General features: G+C 62.3%; 14 protein-coding genes and 1 pseudogene. 8 read left to right on the forward strand and 7 right to left on the reverse strand.

Annotation, left to right across the window (positions count from 1 at the left end; translation table 11 throughout):
• Nucleotides 1–103: 103 nt before the first annotated feature.
• On the forward strand, nucleotides 104–1,063 hold the full coding sequence (locus HNR38_RS00525) for an ABC transporter substrate-binding protein (RefSeq protein WP_183698688.1): 960 nt from the start codon (nucleotides 104–106) through the stop codon (nucleotides 1,061–1,063).
• On the forward strand, nucleotides 1,060–3,348 hold the full coding sequence (locus HNR38_RS00530) for a diguanylate cyclase domain-containing protein (protein ID WP_246362250.1): 2,289 nt from the start codon (nucleotides 1,060–1,062) through the stop codon (nucleotides 3,346–3,348). The genes HNR38_RS00525 and HNR38_RS00530 overlap by 4 nt, the downstream gene beginning before the upstream one ends.
• On the opposite strand, the gene HNR38_RS00535 is transcribed toward HNR38_RS00530, so the two are convergent.
• From HNR38_RS00535 to HNR38_RS00545, 3 genes and pseudogenes are all read right to left on the reverse strand, one after another.
• Nucleotides 3,318–4,940 (reverse strand): Na/Pi cotransporter family protein, encoded by a 1,623-nt coding sequence (locus tag HNR38_RS00535; protein ID WP_183698690.1) that lies wholly within the window; start codon nucleotides 4,938–4,940, stop codon nucleotides 3,318–3,320. The two genes, HNR38_RS00530 and HNR38_RS00535, sit on opposite strands and share 31 nt — an antisense overlap.
• Before the next feature lie 67 nt (nucleotides 4,941–5,007).
• Nucleotides 5,008–5,951, reverse strand: a pseudogene (locus HNR38_RS00540) (cyclic di-GMP phosphodiesterase).
• Nucleotides 5,948–6,757: a TatD family hydrolase gene (locus HNR38_RS00545; RefSeq protein ID WP_183698692.1), complete on the reverse strand. Its 810-nt coding sequence runs from the start codon at nucleotides 6,755–6,757 to the stop codon at nucleotides 5,948–5,950. Before HNR38_RS00545 ends, HNR38_RS00540 begins: the two are co-directional and overlap by 4 nt.
• 120 nt (nucleotides 6,758–6,877) lie before the next feature.
• On the opposite strand from HNR38_RS00545, the gene HNR38_RS00550 reads away from it, so the two are divergent.
• The 3 genes from HNR38_RS00550 to HNR38_RS00560 are packed head-to-tail and all read left to right on the forward strand — an operon-like array spanning nucleotide 6,878 to nucleotide 10,210.
• A complete protein-coding gene (locus tag HNR38_RS00550) occupies nucleotides 6,878–7,708 on the forward strand; it encodes a polyphosphate kinase 2 family protein (protein ID WP_183698694.1) in 831 nt (276 codons plus the stop codon).
• Nucleotides 7,709–7,720: 12 nt separating this feature from the next.
• Complete coding sequence (locus HNR38_RS00555) at nucleotides 7,721–8,992, forward strand: D-amino acid dehydrogenase (RefSeq protein WP_183698696.1); 1,272 nt, start codon at nucleotides 7,721–7,723, stop codon at nucleotides 8,990–8,992.
• 6 nt (nucleotides 8,993–8,998) lie between these two features.
• Nucleotides 8,999–10,210 carry a methyltransferase gene (locus tag HNR38_RS00560; protein ID WP_246362257.1) on the forward strand — a complete coding sequence of 404 codons (1,212 nt, stop codon included), beginning with the start codon at nucleotides 8,999–9,001 and terminating at the stop codon, nucleotides 10,208–10,210.
• A 48-nt stretch (nucleotides 10,211–10,258) separates the two neighbouring features.
• Here the strand turns inward: HNR38_RS00560 and HNR38_RS00565 are convergent, their stop codons facing one another.
• Together HNR38_RS00565 and HNR38_RS00570 are read right to left on the reverse strand one after the other, a co-directional pair.
• On the reverse strand, nucleotides 10,259–11,455 hold the full coding sequence (locus HNR38_RS00565) for an OmpA family protein (protein ID WP_183698698.1): 1,197 nt from the start codon (nucleotides 11,453–11,455) through the stop codon (nucleotides 10,259–10,261).
• Nucleotides 11,456–11,575: 120 nt separating this feature from the next.
• Nucleotides 11,576–13,849 carry an ATP-dependent helicase gene (locus HNR38_RS00570; RefSeq protein ID WP_246362259.1) on the reverse strand — a complete coding sequence of 758 codons (2,274 nt, stop codon included), beginning with the start codon at nucleotides 13,847–13,849 and terminating at the stop codon, nucleotides 11,576–11,578.
• Between the two features lie 248 nt (nucleotides 13,850–14,097).
• On the opposite strand from HNR38_RS00570, the gene HNR38_RS00575 reads away from it, so the two are divergent.
• A complete protein-coding gene (locus HNR38_RS00575) occupies nucleotides 14,098–16,224 on the forward strand; it encodes a tRNA(Met) cytidine acetyltransferase TmcA (RefSeq protein ID WP_183698702.1) in 2,127 nt (708 codons plus the stop codon).
• Nucleotides 16,225–16,227: 3 nt separating this feature from the next.
• Here HNR38_RS00575 and HNR38_RS00580 read toward each other — a convergent pair whose 3' ends face one another.
• The gene (locus tag HNR38_RS00580; RefSeq protein ID WP_183698704.1) at nucleotides 16,228–17,331 is read right to left on the reverse strand and encodes an enoyl-CoA hydratase/isomerase family protein; all 1,104 of its coding nucleotides are present in this window, start codon (nucleotides 17,329–17,331) and stop codon (nucleotides 16,228–16,230) included.
• Between the two features lie 212 nt (nucleotides 17,332–17,543).
• On the opposite strand from HNR38_RS00580, the gene HNR38_RS00585 reads away from it, so the two are divergent.
• Nucleotides 17,544–17,879 carry a c-type cytochrome gene (locus tag HNR38_RS00585; RefSeq protein WP_183698706.1) on the forward strand — a complete coding sequence of 112 codons (336 nt, stop codon included), beginning with the start codon at nucleotides 17,544–17,546 and terminating at the stop codon, nucleotides 17,877–17,879.
• Between the two features lie 23 nt (nucleotides 17,880–17,902).
• On the opposite strand, the gene ppnN is transcribed toward HNR38_RS00585, so the two are convergent.
• Nucleotides 17,903–19,285: a nucleotide 5'-monophosphate nucleosidase PpnN gene (ppnN, locus tag HNR38_RS00590; protein ID WP_183698708.1), complete on the reverse strand. Its 1,383-nt coding sequence runs from the start codon at nucleotides 19,283–19,285 to the stop codon at nucleotides 17,903–17,905.
• Between the two features lie 111 nt (nucleotides 19,286–19,396).
• Between ppnN and thiI the strand changes: the two genes are divergently transcribed.
• On the forward strand, nucleotides 19,397–20,851 hold the full coding sequence (thiI, locus tag HNR38_RS00595; RefSeq protein ID WP_183698710.1) for a tRNA uracil 4-sulfurtransferase ThiI: 1,455 nt from the start codon (nucleotides 19,397–19,399) through the stop codon (nucleotides 20,849–20,851).
• Nucleotides 20,852–20,853 lie beyond the last annotated feature (2 nt).

A 20,853-nucleotide genomic window follows, 5' to 3' on the forward strand; every position in this document is an offset into this window, starting at 1 on the left:
TGAAAGAAACGGACCCCGATCCGGTGCCATGCCTTGGTCAGATGGTGGGTTACCGTGACATCCTGTTACTATCCGAAGCTGTCCTTTGTCCTCGGAGCCATCCATGCATCGCCGTCGTTTTCTGCAGCTGTCAGTGTCAGCGGCACTGGCTCCGACTCTGGTCGGCTGTTTCCACAGAGAGCCGCTGCGCATGGGGGTGCATCCCTGGATTGGTTACGAACCCCTTTATCTGACTGAGGAATTCGGCTGGCTGCCGGATTCGGTCACCCTGTCCCGGGGCTTTGCGGCTCGTGACTCGATCAATGGCCTTTTGTCCGGCAACCTGGATGGGGCCGCTCTGACCATCGATGAAGCGGTGCGGGTTCAGGCCGCCGGCGTGCCGGTGCGGGCGGTGGCCGTGACCGACGTCTCGGTGGGCGCAGATATGCTCATGGCCCGGCCGGGTATCCACAGTCTTGAGGACCTTGCAGGAAAGTCGATTGGCGTGGAACTGGGGAGCGTTTCCGCAGTTCTGCTGTTTGCGGCTTTGCAGCGGGCCGGCCTGACAGCAGACCAGGTATCTCTGGTAGACCTTCCGGTGAATCGCCATCTGCAGTCCTGGCAGCTTGGCCAGATTGATGTTTCCGTCTGTTACGAGCCGACTGCCTCCCGCCTGAAACAGGCTGGGGCCGTTGGCCTGTTTGACAGTCGCCAGGTGCCGGATACCATTTTTGATCTTCTGGTTGTGACCCGCGAGGCTGAACGGCGCATACCCGGGGCGATTGAGGACCTTGTCCGGGCCCATTTCCGGGGGCTTCAGCATCTGGTGAGGAACAGTCACGACGCTATATACCGGGTTGCGACCCGGCAGCAGGTCGATCCAGAGGCCGTACGCGAGGCACTGGCGTCGGTGATGCTGCCGGAGTTGGCCGCCAATCGACGGTATCTGGCCCCGGGTGGGCGGGTCGAAACGGTGGCTCGGGAACTGGCGACGGTTCTCGAACGTGAAGGGCTGATCGACCGGGTGCCGGATGTCGATGAGCTTTGTTCAAGAGACTTTCTGCCCGGGAGCCTGCCATCATGATGCAGCGCCTTGCTTTGTCCTGGCAGCGTGCGTTGCTGACGCTACTGCTCACTCTGTCCCCGTTGGCCCATGCCCTGACGGCGCCGGATGGGGTCACCCTGGCCGTCCTGGCCTACCGGCCCGAAGCTCTCCTGCAGCGGCAGTATGAACCGCTGGTCGAGTATCTCAGCTCGGCAAGCGGGGTGCCGGTACACCTCAAAGTTCTGGATCAGGAGGCCATGACACGGGCCGTGGCAGCCAACGGCATTGATTTTTTCCTGACCAATCCCAGCCACTTTCTGCTGATCCGCAGCGAGCGCAGCCTGACGGGGGTGTTGGCAACCGTTCAGCGCGACTGGAAAGGCCGGTCCACCGGCAGTGTGGGTGGTGTCATCTTTACCCGCGCCAATCGGGATGACATACGTGAGCTGGCAGATCTCCGTGACAAGCGGATCGGGTCTCCCGGGGTTCAGTTTCTGGGGGGCTACCAGGCACCGCTTCTGGAACTGGAAGCGGCAGGCCTGGATGTGCGCCGGCGTGGACGAATTACTTACCTTGGCAACCATGATCGGGTTGTCCGAGCCGTCGTCGCCGGCGATGTGGACGCGGGTTTTATCCGGACCGGCGTGCTGGAGGAACTGCAGGAAAACACTCCGGGCTTGGCGGATGAACTCAGGGTCCTTAATCCCCAGCGGCTCCGGGGCTTTCCGTTCAGGGCTTCGACCCGTCTGTACCCGGAGTGGCCGCTCGTGGCGCTGCCTCACGTGGATAACGGTGTGGTCCGGAGAGTCGCTTCTGCCCTGTTTGCGCTGGAACCGGGGCACCCGGCCGTACGGTCTGCCGGTCTGACGGGTTTTTCCCCGCCAGCGGACTATCAGTCGGTGGAGTCCCTTGCCAGGGAGCTTCGTCTACCGCCCTATGACCATGCCCCCCGGGTTACCTGGCTGGATGTCCTGGAGCAATATCGACCCTGGCTGTTGGCCGTCGGTGTATTGCTGTTTCTGTTGTTGGTGACCAGTGCCTGGCTGGGGCGCCAGAAACGCCAACTGGTCCGGGAAGAGCGCCGTCTACGGGAACTGGTGGCCAGTTGGCCACAACCCATGCTGATTATCCGGGGGCGGGATCTTGTGGAGTGTAACCGGGCGGCGGTGGAACTTCTGCGATACGGCTCGCCAGCCTCCCTTGTTGGTAAGGAACTGGCTGCCTTCTCCCACCATATACAGCCGGACGGGCAGGTCTCCTCGCAGAAACTGTCCAATCTGCTGCTGCGGGTGGAGATGGGGGATGTGGCCACCACCGAATGGGTGTTCGTGCGCTCGGATGCGTCGGACATCTGGGTAGAAATGACCCTGGCCCCGGTCTACGAATACGGTTTTGATTCGCCCGCTGTGCTCTGCTCCTGGTATGACATCACCCGGCGCAAACAGGCCGAAGAGCGCATGCGCCTGGCGGTCATGGTATTCGATAATGCCCGGGAAGCCATTTTCGTCACCGATGAACACGGGGTGATCATGGACATCAATGATGCCTACTGCCGGATCACCGGGCGTACATCCGGAATGGCGATTGGTATGCCTCCACCACTACCCATGGATGAAGGCAGCGGTGTTCTGGTCACGGCCCGCAAACAGGGTGTCTGGAGTGGTGAGTTCCTGAGCCGGACCCATGATGGACGTCGCCTGGTACTGAATCTTACCCTTGGGGCGGTCTTTGACGATCACAGCCGTCTTACCCATTTTGTTGGTGTTTTCAGTGACATTACCAAAATCAAGGAAACCGAACGGAAGCTGCGGGCCATGGCCCACTATGACGCATTGACCGGTCTGCCCAACCGGGTGCTGTTCGCGGATCGTCTGCACCAGTCCATGGCCCAGGCGAAGCGGCACGACTACCAGTTGGGCGTCATCTACATTGATCTGGATGAGTTCAAGCCGGTTAATGATGCTTTCGGGCATGATGCGGGTGATGATCTTCTGGTTGAGATGGCCCGGCGGATGCGGACCGTGCTGCGGGAGGAGGACACCTTGGCGCGCCTGGGCGGTGACGAGTTCGCCGCCATAGCCGTCAATGTCAGCGGTGAAGAGGCACTGGAGTCGCTCTTGTCTCGGCTTCTGGCTGCGGTTTCAGAGCCCGTCTGGGTTGCCAGCCACAGCGTGACCGTCTCGGTCAGTGTGGGGTACACGCTGTACCCCCAGCCCGGAGAACTGGATGCTGACCAGTTGTTGCGCCAGGCCGATCAGGCCATGTACCAGGCCAAGCGCCGGGGGCGTAATGGCTACTGCGGATTCTCCGAGAACCTGCTGTGAGCCCTCCCACCTTCCAGCAGCTCGGTTGCTGACTGCCAGCGCAGGGCTTTGCCCCACTGGTCGGTCAGCCGACGGACGCCACTGAGGGTATCGAGCATCTCCTCGCCGATCTCGGTGCCGCTGGTGTGTCTGACCATGATCTGCAGGGTTTCCTCCTTGAGGGTGTGATAGGTCTGCTCCGCCCGCCCCAGAAGCTCACCGGACGGTTCCCCTTCCGAGGCCACCAGTTCGCGCAGAATATCCAGATACTGCTGGTCGCTGACATTCATGCCTTTGAACTCGGTCCGTTCGTCCAGTCGGCGCAGGGCCAGCAACTGGGGCGCCAGCGCCGCCGCTTCGGCCAGATAGCGGCAGGTTCTCAGGCTGACGGCCAGAGCCTCGACAATCGACAGTTGCATCTTTTCCGCCTTGAGGCGACCGATGTAGTCGGTAATGGCGTCATTGAGTGAGTGGATGGCATCGGCCTTGGGCTTGATCTGGGCGGGGTCCAGGCCTTCGCGGTCCACACAGACCCGTAACAGGCCGCGGGTGTGGCGGATCAGCCGCCGCATTTCCTGATCCACCGCACCGATGGCCAGTTCCGGTGTGGTGATCAGGGTGTCATCCAGATAGCGGGGGGCGGCATTGTCTTCTTCTTTACTGCGGAACAGACGCCCCAGAAAACGGGCGAAGGGTGCGGTAAACGGCAGCATCAGACCGGCACCAAGCACATTGAACAGGGTATGGAACAGCGCCAGCGAGACCGCGGGATTGGCTTCCATATCCAGCCAGTGGGTGAACTGATCCACGGTCCACAGCATGACCGGCATGATCAGCAGGGCAATGGCGCCGGTCACCAGATTGAACAGGATGTGCCCGACCGCCAGGCGACGGGCATTGGCTGTGGCTTTCAGTGCCGACAGGGCGGCTGTGGAGGTGGAGCCAAGGTTGGCCCCGATAACGGCAGCGGCTGCGTCGTCCAGGGCGATCAGGCCTCCGGCGGCCGCGGTCAGCACAATCGCCAGGGCGGCACTGGAGGACTGGGTCAGGATGGTGGCGACCAGCCCGATCAGCAGGAACATGGGCAGCCCGTAATCCGGGCTGATCATTTCGCCGCCGGTGAAACTGCCGGCCGCGCCTTCCAGGGCGGTCTTGAGGATGGACAGCCCCAGGAAAAACAGGGCAAAGCCGGACAAGGCCTCCCCAAGAAACTGGTTGCGCGGTTTTTTGCTGATCAGCCGGAAACCGACACCGGCGGCCAGCAGGGGCAGTGCAAGAGCCTCGATCTTGAAGCCGAAGCCAATCAGACTGACCAGCCAGCCGGTCATGGTGGTGCCGATATTGGAGCCGAAAATAACGCCCAGGGAATGTTTCAGGCTCAGCAGGCCGGCATTGACGAAGCCAATCGTGGCGACGGTGACGGCGCCGGAATGCTGGACAATACCGGTGATCACGAAGCCCGCCATCAGCCCGCGCAGGGGCGTCTTGGTCCAGTGGCCAAGCATATGGCGCAGTTGGTGACCAGCGGCGTTCTTCAGGCCGTTGGTCATCATTTCCATGGCCAGCAGGAACAGGGCAAGGCCGCCCAGTATTTCGAAAATGGAAGAAATCATAGTCGGTATCCATCACCCGCTGTGGGTGATTCTGGTTCAGTTCCGTTGACGTCGGGTAACGACCCTGTCAGGTCAGAAAACGGCGGATGTCGATTTTATAGTCGGTTGGATCGACCGCGCGGACAATCCGATCCTGGGTGCCGGGCCGGGAAAGGTCAAGGCGTTCCACGCGGATGGGCATCCGGAACCGGGTGTGGTACATGACCCTGAGCACTGGCAGGCGCTGGTCATGCTCGTTGGTTTCGATGACGACGCCAAGCCGACCACTCTCCAGCAGGACCAGTGCCCCGACCGGGTACAGCCCGATGCAGCGGATGAAGTCCTTGACCAGGAGCGGGTCCAGATGGTCGCCGCTCCATTCCAGCAGTTTCTTCAGCCCCTGGGTGGGCGTGAGCCCTTTGTGGTACACGCGGTCAGCGGTGATCTCGTCGCCCTTGAGACCCTCGGGATAACCGGAACCGTCCAGTTTCTCGTGATGCTGGGCTGCGGTGATCAGGGCGATATCGCCAATGCCCTCGGTGCTGGCCAGAATGTCCCGGGAATAGCGGGCATGCAGCTTCATGGTCTCGAATTCCTCGGCCGTCAGCCGGCCGGGTTTATGCAGCACGTCATCCGGGACCAGTATCTTGCCGATGTCGTGGAGCAGTGCGCCAACGATGGTCTGGTGCAGAATGTCGCCAGACAGGCCCCGGTGGTTGCCGAACAGCGACATCAGGACACTCAGGTTGACCGAGTGTTCCAGCAGGTAGTTGTCTTTTCCCGGATGCGGCCCAGGCAGCTCAGGGCGTTGGCATTGCGCAGCACCGAGTTCTGGAGTTCGTCAGCCAGCTGGTGGATCGGGGCTACGTCGATATAGACGTGCTTCACTCCGATCCGGCGGATTTTTTCAATGGTTTCCTCGCGCCGGACAATGCCTCTCTTGCGCTGGCTGTTGTGAGGAATCCAGTCGTTGTTCAGGTCGGTGATGTACATGCCGACCCTCAACGCCGAAACCGGAATGCGTTTGATCATGGCGACTCGAAAAATACCCGGAGACTGTTCCGGTAAGTCTGGTTGAGAACTTCCTCAAGCGCCAAATCTTTTACCGCCGAAATCTGCTCCGCCACAAAGGGCAGGTAGAACGGCGCGTTTTCCCGGCCACGGTAGGGCACCGGTGTCAGGAAGGGGGCGTCGGTTTCCAGAAGAATCTGATCGATGGGAGCCATCCGGACGATGTCGCGTACGTTCTCGGCTTTGTTGAAGGTGGTGATGCCGTTGAAGCCCAGGCACCAGCCGTTATCCAGGGCGTATCGGGCCAGTTCCGGGCCGGAGGTGAAGCTGTGAATCACACCCCGGCGCCGGAGCGTGTCCTCGAACTCGCCGAGAATGGCGATGGTGTCCTCGTCTGCCTCTCGGCTGTGAATCACCACGGGCTGGTCCAGATCGCTGGCAATCTGGAGCTGGCGGCGGAACACGGACCGCTGGACGCCCCGGTCCGCGTTGTCGTAGAAATAGTCCAGACCGATCTCGCCGATGGCGACAATCCGGTCGTCTTTGCCGTGAGCCCGGATTTCCGCTTCCACCTCATCGGTGTAGGTTTCGGCATCATGGGGGTGAATGCCCTGGGTGCCATAGATGCGTTCGTCGGTCTGTGTCAGTTCCCGGACACCCGCCAGATTGTCCGGGGAGACGGCAATGGTAATCACCCGCTCGATGTTCACGGCCCAGGTCTGTTCCAGGGTTTCCGACAGGGGCCGGTCCTTGAGGTAGTCCAGATGGCAGTGGGTTTCGATCAGCGGTTGATCAAATACGGGAATCTCACGACGTTTTTTGCTCATGTCAGGGTGTCAGACTCCATGGTCGTCGGTGGTTCAGTGCTAGTCTGTACGTTTATAGAGCTGAAGTGTATCAGCTTGCGCCATATTGACGATGTATCATTGCGATAGGGAGTTTCCTGAATGAAGTATTCGGCGTTTGCAAAATCCTGGTTTCTGGATCCGAAGAAACCGGGGTTTGACGGATATCCCACCCTGCTGGACGACGACCACAAGGTTCCGTCTCTGGAAGCCAGTCTGGAGGATATCGGCGAATACCAGCGCCGGCTCTGGGCCAATCAGAAAAAGGGCCTGCTGCTGGTGATCCACGGGCCGGATACCAGTGGCAAGGACAGCCTGATCCGTACGCTGGCCACCTACGCCGACCCGGGCGGGTTTCACGCCTGGTCCTTCAGCCGACCGAATGCCACCGAAGGCGCCCATGATTTCCTGTGGCGTGTGGCGCCCTACCTGCCAGCCTATGGCCAGATGGTGGCCTTCAACCGCAGCCACCATGAGGCGGTGATTGGCGAGCGGGTCTGGCCCGTGCGTGAGGTGGAGACCTACGACTGGCCGGCCCGGTACCGGGCGATCCGCGAGTTCGAACGGCATCTGGTCAGCGAGGGCACCTGCGTGATGAAGGTCTGGCTGAACATGTCGGAGGACGAGCACAAGCGCCGGCTGCTCAAGCGCCTGGACAAACCCCGCAAACGCTGGAAGTTTGACCCGTCGGACATCGAAGGCTGGAAACAGCGCAAGGTGTACCAGACTTACGCGGAAGAAGCCCTGGCCGAGACCCACACCAAGGAGGCGCCCTGGTACATGATTCCGGGAGACCGCAAACCCCAGGCCCGGGCGATCATCGCGGCGTTGCTGGCGGACAAGCTCAAACAGCTGGCCCCGGAATATCCCAAAGAGTCCCCGGAGGTGCTTCGGGAGTATCGTGAGCTGCTGGCGGAAAATGGCGTCAGTTAACGGAGGCAATGCATGCACATAGCGGTGATTGGCGGTGGTGTTGTCGGCGTGACCACGGCCCGGGAACTCATACGCCGGGGCCATGAGGTGACCGTGCTGGAACGCCACGAACTGGCGGGTAACGAAACCAGCAAGGGTAATGCGGCCCAGCGCTCCTACGGGGTGGTCTACCCCTGGGCGGACCCGTCCATGGTGTTCAAGGCCTTGCCCTGGCTGTTGAAACAGGATGGTCCCCTGAAAATGCAACTGCCACCCTCTCTGGCGGCGGTCCGGTTCATGTTTGCCACCCTGCGCTACGCCTGGTCACCGGGCCTGTATGGCCTGAACCGGCGCGCCATGCTGCGCCTGGCCATGCACAGTCGCGAACGCTTCCTGGCGCTCGAGAGTGAGCACGATCTGAGCTTTGATGGTGGCCATCAGGGCCTGCTGCACCTGGCCAGTACCCCGCAAGCCATGGAAAGCTACCGGGAGACCCACCGTTTGCTCACCGAGATGGGCTTCGAGTCCCGTTTGCTGACGCCGGAGCAGGTTCGCGAGGTGGAACCCGGTATGACCGGTAACGGACCCCTGTACGGAGCCCTGAGTTATGACACCGATGGCACCGGTGACTGCCATCTGTTTTCACGGGAACTGGCCGGCGTCTGTGAGGAACTGGGCGTCATCTTCCGCTATGGTGTGGAGGTCGACAGCCTGGAAGCGGATCATCGCCGGGTTCAGGCCGTGCGCCTGCGCAACAGCGAAGGGCAGATGGAATCCCTGGCAGTGGACGCCGTGGTGGTTTGCGCTGGCTGCTGGTCACCGGAACTGGTACGGCCATTCGGGATGAACCTGCCGATCTATCCGATCAAGGGTTACAGCATCACCGTCCCGATGAAGGACGCGGCCCGGGGGCCGGCCAGCACCATTCACGATGACAATTTCAAGGTGGTTGCCACCCGGCTGGGGGACCGCCTGCGGGCCACCGGGTTTGTGGAACTGGCGGACTTTAATCGGGATATTCCCGAGGCCCGGATCAACACCATCCGTAAATCGGTGCAGTCCCGGTATCCCGGCTGCGCTGATCTGGATGCGGCGGAGACCTGGACCGGTTTCCGGCCGATGACGCCGGACGGCCCGGCCATCATCGGTCAGGGGCCCCGGGAGAACCTGTACCTGAATACCGGGCACGGCACCTTCGGTTGGACCCTCTCCGCTGGCTGTGCCTCGGTGATAGCCCAGGTCATCGAAGGGGAGGCGCCGGCGGTACCTCTGGACCCCTTCCGTCCGGGGCGCTTCGGCGAGTAACGGGTCTTGGCGCTATCGGAATCGGCACAACGCTGGCGTTCGCTGAATGACTGGCTGAGTCAGCACCAGTCGTTCTGGCGACCGGCACCCTTTGCCGAGCCGGATCCTGCCTGGCGCCGCGAATGCCCGGCACTGGCTGACTGGCTGGAGGGTCTGTCGGAGTCCGCGGTGGACCGGCTTCAGGAAGACCCGGCCGGGCTCGCGGCTGAGTTGTCTGCCTTTACACCGGGGCTGGCCGCCTGGCCCGATGTGGTCCGTGTACCAGACTGGTTCGACGCCATACAGGCTGAGCAGGCCACGCTGCCGGAAACCCTGGCAGTGGATATGCCCGGGCGCAAGCGTATTCAGGCCGGTGCTTTTGCGGCAGCCGCGGCGCCGCTGGCCGGCACCCTGCTGGACTGGTGCTGTGGCAAGGGCCATCTGGCGCGCACCCTGGTTCGGCAGGGGAACACTGCAGCGCTCGGCTTCGAATGGCAGTCTTCGCTGGTTGAGGACGGTAACCGCCTGGCCGACCGGTACCAGGACCCGGTGGACATCCACCGGCAGGACGTTATGGCGGCGGATCTGACATTGCCGGAAGTGGATCATGCCGTCGCCCTGCACGCCTGTGGTGATCTGCACCGGCAACTGATCACCCGGGCCGTCGCTGAAGCCGTGCCCCGCCTGACCTTTTCTCCCTGCTGTTACCACCTGACCCGTCAGAGCCAATATCAGCCGTTTTCAAGCGTTGCTCGCCAGTGTGCCGAGACCCTTAGGGTGGACCGGCCATTGCTGCGCCTGGCAGTGCGTGAAACGGTAACGGCACCGGTACGTGAGCGAACACAGGGGCAGAGAATCAGTGTCTGGCGCCTGGGGTTTGATGCTCTGCAACGGCACCTGCGGGGCCGGGACGAGTATCGGCCGGTCCCCTCCCATCCGAGCCGTCTGAACCACGGTGACTTCAAGGATTTCTGCCAGTGGGCGGCGGGCAAAAGCGGCCTTGAAATGCCCGCCGAGGTCGACTGGCCCCATTGGTACCGGCGGGGGCTGGAGCGTCAGCGGCAGGTCCGGCGTCACGAACTTCTGCGGCATCTTTTCCGTCGCCCGCTGGAGTTGTGGCTGGTGCTGGATTACGCGGTTTTTCTGGAAGAGCACGGCTACCGGGTGAGGCTGGGGCAGTTCTGTGAGCGCTCACTGACGCCCCGAAACCTGATGCTGGATGCTCTCAGGGTCCCATAAAAAAGGGCACCCGAAGGTGCCCTCTGGACCGTTGAGGTTCTCTCCGACTTAGCGCCGGACCTGGATGCGTGCCTCAACGCGACGGTTGTCTGCCCGGCCGGCTGCGGTGTCATTGCTGGCCACCGGTTCGCTCTCGCCATAGCCTGTGGCATAGACCCGGTCCTCGCTGACGCCGTGCACACTGATCAACCGGTTGGCGACGGCTTCGGCCCGGCGCTGGGACAGGTCCCGGTTATAGTCAGCTGCGCCCTGGCTGTCGGTGTGGCCGGCAATTTCCGCGACGGTTTCCGGGTTTTCTTCCATGAAGTCGGCTACCTGGCGGATCTCGCGGTCGTAGCTGTCATCGATCACGGCGCTGTCCAGCGGGAACTGGACACTCAGTTCCATGGTCTCGACGGTTTCGGTCTCGCCGACACAGCCGGTGTCATCCACCTCGGCACCCCGCGCGGTACCGGGGCACTGGTCCAGGCGATTAACGACACCATCCCGGTCACTGTCGAGCTCACAGCCTTTGCGGTCCACTTCGGCCCCGGCCGGCGTGTCCGGGCATTCGTCCACCCGGTCGGCAACACCGTCGTTGTCGCTGTCCAGTTCACAGCCCATGGCATCAACCCGCGTTCCCGCCGGTGTGCCCGGGCACTGGTCATTGGCGTCGACGACGCCGTCACCGTCTGCGTCTGCCGGCACCGGTTCTGACGTTTTCCGATGGAAGGCCACGCTCATGCCCAGCGAAGCCATGGTGTCGAAGGTGCTGTCGTCAATGCCATGGAATTCCCGCAGGTCCCCTCTCAGCGACAGGGTTTCGGACAGGTTGTAGCGTACACCAACACCGGCGTTAACCCGGGTTTCATCGTGGCCGGTGCCGGAGGTGGACGGCGTCAGACTGTCCCCGCTTCCGAAGTCCGCATGGCCGGCGCCTACCGCCAGGTACGGGTTCCAGGCCGACTCCTGGCCGGCAAGATAGTAGAGACCGTCGAGCCGGAACTCGTCGAATTCCGATTCGCCGCCGGTGTATTTGCGGTCGGCATCGGCTCGGGAGTAGCTGGCTTCAACGGCCCACTGGGGCAGGAAGCGGTACTCGATGCCGAAGCCGTAGGTGTCGGTTTCGCTCAGGTCGCGTTTGTCGTCAAACAGCTGATACCCGGCAAACGGGTTCAGGTAAACGGTGTCCTGGTCAGCCGCCATGGCGGGTGTGGCAATGGCGGAAACGAGTGTGGCAGCAATGGCTGGACGTCTGATGTTCATACAGACCCTCCTGTCTGGATGTCCTGGGTGCTTCCTGCGGGAGAATGCCCGCCGTAAAACGTGATTATGCCGTCTGTCGCCCGGCCCCGTTCAAGTTACGATCTGTTGAAGATAGCGGGTTCAACGGTGATTGGAGCCTTCGGGCAAAGAAAAATACAGGTGAGCACTTTTTTTGCTGAAGTTGAGGGTGTCGCCCTTGTCGAACCGGACTTCGAACGATGTCTGATCTTCCCCCACCACCTGGCCGGCACCAAAGATCGCATGCTGGACCCGTTCGTTCAGCCAGACCGGGTCTCCGGCTGACGGGGCGGTGGCTGTCTTTGTGCCATCGAGGGTGACCCCTTCGCGCTCGGCGTAGCGCAGGCTGACGGATGTCAGGTTCTGGTTCAGAGTCAGTGGGGCCTCGCTGTCGACCGGTCTTGTGGCCAGGGCGTCGCCCAGGCTCTGGCAGAGATCGAAGCAAAGTTCCGGTACAAACCGGCTGGGGCCGTCCTCACCATCCAGGTGGGAGTGACGGCTTTCCGGTCGGGTAATCAGGTGCAGGGTGTCCCGTACCCGGGTCATGCCCACGTAAAGCAGTCGGCGTTCGCTCTCGAGGATGGTCTGGGTGTTCTCGGACGGCCGGGGGCTGTAGGGCAGATATTTTTCCTGCAGGCCGGGGATGATCACCACCGGCCATTCCAGCCCCTTGGTCCGGTGGATGGTGGAGAGCAGGATGCCGTGATCCCGGTGTTCTCCGGCCTGTTGCTTCAGGGTTCGCAGGTGAGCGAGTGCGCCCGGGGCGTCCACATTGAGACTTTTCAGATAATCCCGGAATCCCTGGACGGTATCGATGCGTTCCTCCGCGCTGTCGTGGGTGAGCGCCAGGCTGCGCAGGCCTTCGTAGAGATCGGTATGCTCGGCGTAGACGCTGATCAGGCCGGCGACTGGCCCCCGGTAGCCGCGCAGTTGCCCCAGCACGTCGGCGAGTTTGCGCAGTTTGCGGGCGGCCATGGGGGCCAGCGCGTCAAAATCCATGGCCAGCAGGCGCTCGTGCCATTGGCGGTCAAAACCTGCCAGGAACTGCGCCAGGTTCTCCAGTTCCGGTTCCTTGAGGCCGACATGGGGGAATCGCAGGAGCAGGCGGGCGATCTCCAGACGGTCCATGTCCGGCAGGTGTTCCAGCTCCCCGGTAACGATCACCAGCAGGGCGGTGATGGCCTGGACCTCGCGGCTGAACAGCGCCCCCTTGCCGGCGTCGATGCGATAGGGGATGCCGCGGGCCAGCAGTTTCAGTTCGATGGGGACGCTCTGGCTCCACACCCGGAACAGGATGGCGCTCTGGCTGTTCGTTTCCGCGTCCTGCTCCTGCACCAGTCGCAGCACCTGGTCGCCGTCGCTGTCTGCCCGGTGCAGGTGAATGCCGGTTGCAGGCGTTGTCGGGTGGGAGTGGCAGAGCACGTCCTTGCGGCCGGTGTTGTGATGGATCAGGTGGTTGGCCAGCAGGGCCACCCGGTGGCCGTAGCGAAAGGTGTAGCTGAGGGTCTGCTCAAGCGGGCTTTCAAATTCGTCGCTGAAGCGGCGCAGGATAAACTCGGGTTTGGCGCCGCGGAATTCGTAGATGGTCTGGTCCGGGTCGCCCACTACGGTGACACGGGCGCGGTCGCCGGCCACATAACGCAGCAGCAGGTGCTGGATTTCGTTGGTGTCCTGGTATTCGTCCACCAGGATCAGGTCCATTTTGTTGCCGACCAGTTGTTGCAGGGGCGGGTTCTGGTGGATGGCCATGACCGGCTCATAGAGCATGTCGGCGTAGCTGATCCGGCTCTGGCTTTTACGCCACTGCTCGAAGCTGTGGAACAGGTCCACCAGATAGCTGTACTTCTCGGAGTAGTCCAGTTGTTCGAACACCATCTGGGCCGGTGACAGTCCGGTTTTCACCAGGTCGATGAAGCCGGTGGCCGTTTCCACAAACTCTTTCTTGTTACGCCGGATTTCGTCGGCCAGGTCTTCCGGGGCCAGTCGGCGGGTGAGCAGCCAGGCCTGGTAGCTGATTTCCTGCTCGGTGAGGATCTTTTCGGAGAAGCCGGGCAGGTAGCCTTCCCGAACGAAGCGCTTGTACAGGCGCAGGCCCATGGCGTGGTAGGTGCGGATTTCCGGCAGGGCCAGGCCGGACTGGTCGCACACAGAGGCCAGTTTGCGCTCGAAATCCACTTTGGCACTGCGGTTGAACATCAGGACCAGCATCCGGTCCGGGTCGTGCCCCTGTGTCAGCAGGTAGCGGATGCGCCAGGCCAGGGTGGAGGTTTTGCCACTGCCGGCGACGGCGGTAATCACCGAATGCTCGTAACCGGCGGTGATGATGGCCCGCTGTTCGTCGGTGAGGTGGTCCGGGAGGAAATCGGTGTCTGGCATTTGGGGTTGGCTTGGCATGGCGGTATTGTACTTGGCTGCTGGCAGTGGGAGTAGCCGTGCCCCATAATTGCTGGAATTTTCAGTCTTTGGACTGTTCCCTAAACGCACGTATTGCACCGGGACAGGCCTTCAAAAAAACGCTCCTGGCGGCACGTCCCTGTGGCGCTTCGGCTCCGCCATCCCTGGCTCCGCAGATTTTTTGAAGGCCTGTCCCGGCGCAATACTTTTTCGGAGTTGCCTTCTCATTTATGCCGTTCCAAACAGAACCAGAGTGGCGGGGATTCACTCAAAGACTTGCCCAACTCGGACAGCGCCGCCTGGTTCTGGTGGAGGGCGATCCGCAGTGGTGCCGGGCGTGGGTCTCTCACCGTCTCGAAGAGCTGAAGGTGGAGGCCGGGCTATGGGTGGGGCAAAACGACACCGCCAGTCAGTCCGTTCTGCCGACAGTGAAGGCCGGTCAGTATAGGCGCTGGCTCGGCAGGGAGCTGGACGTGGTGGTCTGGGACGGCTTTCAGGGCAACCCGCCGGATGCCTTTGCCGCCCTGAGCGGCACCCTTAAAGCCGGTGGGCTGCTGTTCTGGTTGATGCCACCACTGTCTCAGTGGTCTCGGTTCGAGGATCCCGACTATGCCCGCACCGGGCTGGATCAGGCGACGGAACATACGTTTCTGGCACGCCAGGCAGGATTGCTGGAATCCTCACCGGAGGTGATTCGGATACGGCCAGGGCAGGAGGGTGTGCCGCCATTGCCGGCTGCCGGGCCGGCGGCGTTCCGGGTCGGTGCGACCGGGGAACAGCAGGGGCTCGTCGAGGCTCTGGTGCGGTTTGGCCAGGGGCGTCGGCGCCGGCCGCTGGTGATCAACGCCGATCGGGGCCGGGGGAAATCTGCCGCTCTGGGGCTTGCGGCCGCGGAGTTGTTGCTGGCCGGCCGGGAGCAGGTGGTGGTGACGGCTCCCGCATTCGAGAACGTGCGCACCCTGTTCCGGCATGCCGGGAAGCGGTTGGGGCAAGAGTTGGTCGAGCATCGGGACGGTCTGCTGGTGACGGCCGCCGGTCATCGGCTGAGTTTCTGGCCGGTCGATCAACTGCTGGAAGAAGCGCCTTCCGCAGAGGTGGTCATGGTGGATGAGGCGGCGGCGATTCCGGCCCAGCGGTTGCGCGCCATTCTGCTGGGCTGGCCTCGGGTGGCATTTGCCTCCACCGTCCACGGCTACGAAGGCAGTGGTCGGGGCTTTGCGATCCGTTTCCGCGATGTCCTGGACCGGGAAACCCCGCACTGGCAGGCGTGTAGTCTTCAGGCGCCGATACGCTGGGCTGACGACGATCCCCTGGAGGCGCTGGTATTCCGGCTTTACCTGCTGGCCGCCGAACCGTCAGCGCCGACCACGGAGGCTGAGGGGCTGACAATTGAGCCCTGGTCCCCGGCTCTGGCCGACGAAGCGGAACTGGCCGAGGCCTTCGGGCTGCTGGTTAATGCTCACTATCGCACCACACCGGCGGATCTGCGCCAATGGCTGGATGACCCGCAGGCCATGAGCTGGCGGGCGGTCAGTGGTGGTCAGACGGTCGGTGTGCTCTGGGCAACCCGGGAAGGTGGCCTGCCTGTGGACCTTGCCGAACAGGTGGCTCAGGGCCGGCGGCGCCTGCGCGGGCATCTGCTGGCCCAGTCCCTGGCCAGTCATGGTGGTTTTCCGGAAGCGGCGAGTCTGTCCGGCTTGAGGATCGTGCGGATTGCGGTCACCGAACAGGCCCGGGATCGGGGCATCGGGCAGTCCCTGGTGGCGGCGGCCCGTCGGGCCTGCGCCGAGCAGTCTCTGGATTATCTGGGCACCAGTTACGGTGGTGACGTCGGTTTGCTGACCTTCTGGCAGCACTGTCAGCTGCACCTGGTACGGATCGGGTTCCAGCAGGAGCCGACCACCGGGGAATACCCGGTACAGATGCTCTCGGGGATATCGGAGGCGGGGCAGTCACTGGCTCACCGGCTGGCCCGGCGTTTTGCCCGGCACTGGCAGGTGCTGTTGCCCCGTCACTGGTCCCGGATGTCGCCGGCGCTGGTTGCGGCACTGGCGGCGGATCTGCCCTCGACCAGCGTTCTGGACGAAGACGATGTCCGGGAGCTGGAGGCCTTCGGCCATGACTTTCGTGGCTTCGAACTGGCTCTGCCGGTACTCCGGCAGCTGTCAGCCGTTGACGGCTTTATGGTCTGGCTGGCGCGCCAGGTGGATCGGGATCTGTGGTGCCGGGCGGTGTTGCAGGGCTGGAGCTGGCATCCGCTTCGGCACCAGAAGCTGTGTTCCGGGCAGAAAGACGGGGAAAACCGTCTGCGGGCCCTGGTCCGGGGCTACCTTGCCGGTGGCGTTTCTGCCGACTGACCCTCAGTCCAGTGCCATGGGGTCGTTGCTGTCATCCCAGACCGGCTCGAAATGCTGCTCCACAACGGACTCGGGCACATCGGCCACGGCGTTGTAGCTCCAGACTGGCGCTTTGTCCTTGTCCACCATCAACGCCCGGATGCCTTCGGCCAGGTCAGGTCGGCGGGTGCATTCCATGGCCATGGCCAGCTCCATACGGAAAATGTCTTTCAACGACAGTTGCTGGGCGTGGCGCAACTGGTGCCAGACCAGGCAGGCCGTGACCGGGCAGCCATTGGCCAGGTTGCCGATGGCCGACTGCCACCAGGGATCGTCGTTGCCGGAATTCACGAGTTTTTCGACCACCGCTGGTAGGCTTTCACCGGCGGTGAGCTTGGCTATTGTCTGCTCGTGCTGCTCCAGATGACCAGCCGGAAGGGTGCGGTAGTCCCGGGCCTGCTGCTGGCTCAGTAGCCGGAACAGGCGGTTGTCGTCGGCGGCAATGTTGCCGGTCCAGTATTCTTCCTGCAGCCGCTCCAGCAGTGCCTGGAAGTGTTCCGGATCGAGGATCAGGTCGACCAGTCCGGAGCGGATGGCATCGGTGGCGTTGAGCCGGGCACCGGTCAGGCCCAGGAAGAGTCCCAGACGGCCTGGCAGGCGGTTGAGGAACCAGCTGGCGCCGACGTCCGGGAACAGGCCAATACTGATTTCCGGCATGGCCATGGTGATGTCCGGTGTCGACAGCCGGTAGCGGCAGGCCGACAGCAGCCCCATGCCGCCGCCCATGACAATGCCATGGGCCAGGCCAATCACCGGTTTGGGGTAGCGGTGCAGGGTGTAATCCAGGCGGTACTCACTGGTGAAAAACCGGCCCGGAGCCTCTGCGTCTTCCCCGCCCTTCAACGCGTCGTAGAGTGCCCGGATATTGCCGCCGGCACAGAAACCCCGGTCGCCATTGCCCCGCAGGACCACCAGGCAGATCCGGCTGTCAGCGGCCCAGGCATCCAGCGCCTGTTGCATGTCATCAACCATGGATTCGGTCAATGCATTCAGTGTTTCCGGGGTGTTCAGCGTCAGCAGGCCGATATGGCCTTCCCGGCAGGGCAGTTCCTGGACCTCTACGGGCATGAAGGTGTCTCCGGTCATCAAATTTGAGCCTGGTGGGTGTTCAGATCGTACTTTGTTTCAGTCCTCGCGGTTGTAAAAGAGGACGAAGGTCGCAGCAGAGTTCCTTGATCTATCACATTTGTGCTGGGTATCGACTGTGCTATAAGTGACAATCCAGATACTTTCGGCCGCAAGCCGGTTGTAAACGTTAAAACGATGAGAGGGTAAAAACAATGAATCTGAAGCACTATGCAGTAGTTGGCCTGTTCGCACTGGGTGCCGCCGCCCCGGCCGTTACCATGGCCGCTGGCGATGCCGCTGCCGGTAAGAGCAAGTCAGCGGTGTGTGCCAGCTGCCACGGACAGAACGGCGTATCCCAGGTGCCTATCTACCCGAACCTGGCTGGCCAGAAAGAGCAGTACCTTGCATCTGCCCTCAAGGCCTACAAAGCGGGTGAGCGTAACGGCGGCCAGTCTGCCCTGATGAAGCCCCAGGCGGCCAACCTTAGCGATCAGGACATCGCGGACCTGGCGGCCTACTTCTCCAGCCTGCCGGCTGGCGGCAAGTAAGCCACAGGTGTCAGCGGGGCGGTTCAGACCGCGCCGCTGACGATTCGATAGCTGGGACGATAGGCGGATGAACCCGGCAGTTTCATCCGGTTCTGTGCCACAAACTCTTCCAGCATGGCCTCAAGAGGCTTGATCAGGGTCGGGTCCCCCGCGATCTCGAACGGCCCTTTCTCCTGAACCTGCCGAATCCCGCTTTCCTTCACGTTCCCCGCAACAATGCCACTGAATGCCTTGCGCAGGTTGACCGCGATCATGTGGGCCGGTTGATCCCGGTGCAGTTCCAGGGCCCGCATCTTCTCGTGGGTGGGTTCGAACGGCATCTGGAACACCGGATCGATTTTCAGCATCCAGTTGAAATAATAGGCATCCTGCATGGCCCGGCGGAAGGTCTCCACGTCCTTGACACCCCGGCGCATGGCCTGGGCCACCCGGACGGGGTCGTCAATGATGATTTCATACTTGTCGGCGGCCTGATCGCCCAGGGCATTGCGGATGAACTGGTCGATCATCTCGAAATACTCGGCATTTTCCCGGGTGCCGGTGAAGACCACGGGGAAGGGCAGGTCGGCGTTGTCCGGGTGCAGCAGTATGCCCAGCAGGTAGAGGATTTCCTCGGCGGTGCCAACACCACCCGGGAACACGATGACGCCGTGGCCGCAGCGAACGAACGCCTCCAGGCGCTTTTCGATGTCGGGCATGATCACCAGTTCGTTGACGATCGGGTTCGGTGCTTCCGCCCCGATGATGGCGGGTTCGGTGATGCCCACGTAGCGGCCGTCATGCACCCGCTGCTTGGCGTGGCCGATGGTGGCGCCTTTCATCGGGCCTTTCATGGCACCGGGGCCACAGCCGGTGATGATGCTCAGGCCCCGCAGGCCCAGCTGGTGGCCCACTTCCTTGCTGTACTGGTACTCGTCATGGCCAATGGAGTGGCCGCCCCAGCAGACCACCATGTCGGGTTGGCGGCCGGGTTCGAGAACGCCGGCATTGCGCAGGATGTGGAACACCAGGTTGGTGATGTCATCCGGATCGTCCCGGCGGAAACCGGCGATGGTCTGGGGAATCGAATGGGTATAGACAATATCCCTCAGCACTGAGAACAGGTGTTCCCGTATGGCCCGGAGGAGTTCGCCATCGACAAAGGCATGGCCCGGCGCGTTGATCAGTTCGAGCTTCAGCCCCCGGGGCTGGGGCACCAGACGGACATCAAAATCGGCATGGGCTTCCATCAGGTCCTTGCAGTCGTCGGTTTCCACGCCGGTATTGAGCACGGCCAGGGCGCACTGGCGGAAAAGCCGGTAGAGCCCGCCCTCGCTGCGGTCCTTGAGCCGGTTGACTTCGTGGTTGGACAGGATCTCGAGGGCGCCTTCCGGGGATACCAGGGCGTTGATCTTGGCTTCGCTCATGTGCGGGGGGAACTCCTGATGATTTCGGCAACGCCGGATTTTGAGGCATTCCGGCTTCAGGGTACACTAAGCGTTTTTCTCTACATACGCCATCCGACAAAGCTCCGACCTATGAAACTGCTGATTCGCCCCGCCCCGGAAGTCGCCATCAAAAGCAAGCCTGTCAGGCAGCAACAGATGCGCCAGCTGCGCCAGAATATTCGCAAACTGCTCAAGCGGCTGGATGATGAGATCCGGGTGGAAGGTGCCTGGGACCGTGTCGACGTGAATGTCCCGGGCGAGCGCGGGCTGTATGGCCCGGTGATCGACGCCCTGCTGCGGATTCCCGGAATTTCCAGCATTCAGGAAATTGAAGTATTCCCGGTGGTGTCGCTGGAGGACATCGGCGATAAAGCAGTGGCGGCCTATGCCGGCCGGTTGGACGGCAAGACCCTGGCAGTCCGGGCCCGGCGCATTGGCAAACACGATTTCCGCTCCCTGGATATCGAGCGCTCGGTCGGGGCGGCGTTGCTCAAGGCCTATGACACCGCTGGCGTGGACCTCAAATCCCCGGATGTGGAAGTGCGGGTAGAGGTGAAAAATGACCATTTTCATGTGGCTACCCGTAAGCACCAGGGCATGGGCGGCTATCCCGTGGGTTCAGTGGATACCGTGATGACCCTGATTTCCGGGGGCTACGACTCCTCTGTGGCCGCTTATCTGATGATGCGCCGGGGACTTAGAAACCACTACCTCTTCTTTAACCTTGGCGGCACCGCCCACGAGGTCGGGGTGCGCCAGGTGGCTCACTACCTCTGGGAGCGTTACGGTGCTTCCCACAGCGTGAAGTTCATTTCGGTACCGTTCGAAGGCGTGGTTGCAGAGATCATGCGCTCGGTGAACCACCGGCACTGGGGTGTGGTGCTCAAGCGCCAGATGCTCAAAGCCGCGGCGGAAATCGCCGGTACGCTCAATGTCACCGGTCTGGTCATGGGGGACGCGGTGGCCCAGGTGTCGAGCCAGACCCTGCACAATCTGAATGTGGTGGATCGTGCCAGCGATGAGGTGGTGTTGCGGCCGCTGATCGCCATGGACAAACAGGAAATCATCCGCATTGCCCACGACATTGGCACCGAGTCCTTCGCCCGGAATATGCCCGAGTATTGCGGCGTGATCTCCCAGAAGCCGGCCACCCGCGCGAAACTGCACCGGGTGGAGCATGACGAGGAACAGATGGACCCGCAGGTGTTGGCCGAGGCGATCGAGAACCGGGAAGAAACTCCGATCAACCGCCTGCTGGACACGACGGTGACGCCGGAAGAGGTGGAACTGGTTCAGACTCCGGCGGTGGATGACGTCATCATTGATGTCCGCCATCCGTCGGAGGAAGAGCGCTCACCACTGACACTGACCAATAATGACGTGCTGAAAATGCCCTTCTACGAACTGAACCAGCAGTTCGAGTCCCTGCCCCAGGGCCGGCAGTATCTGCTCTACTGCGACCGGGGCACCATGAGCCGGATGCACGCGGTGCACCTGAAGGCCGAGGGGCATGACAACGTCAAGGTCTATGCCCCTGGCCGGTGAGG

It is taken from the genome of Marinobacter oulmenensis (assembly GCF_014201735.1).
Taxonomy (GTDB): Bacteria; Pseudomonadota; Gammaproteobacteria; order Pseudomonadales; family Oleiphilaceae; genus Marinobacter; species Marinobacter oulmenensis.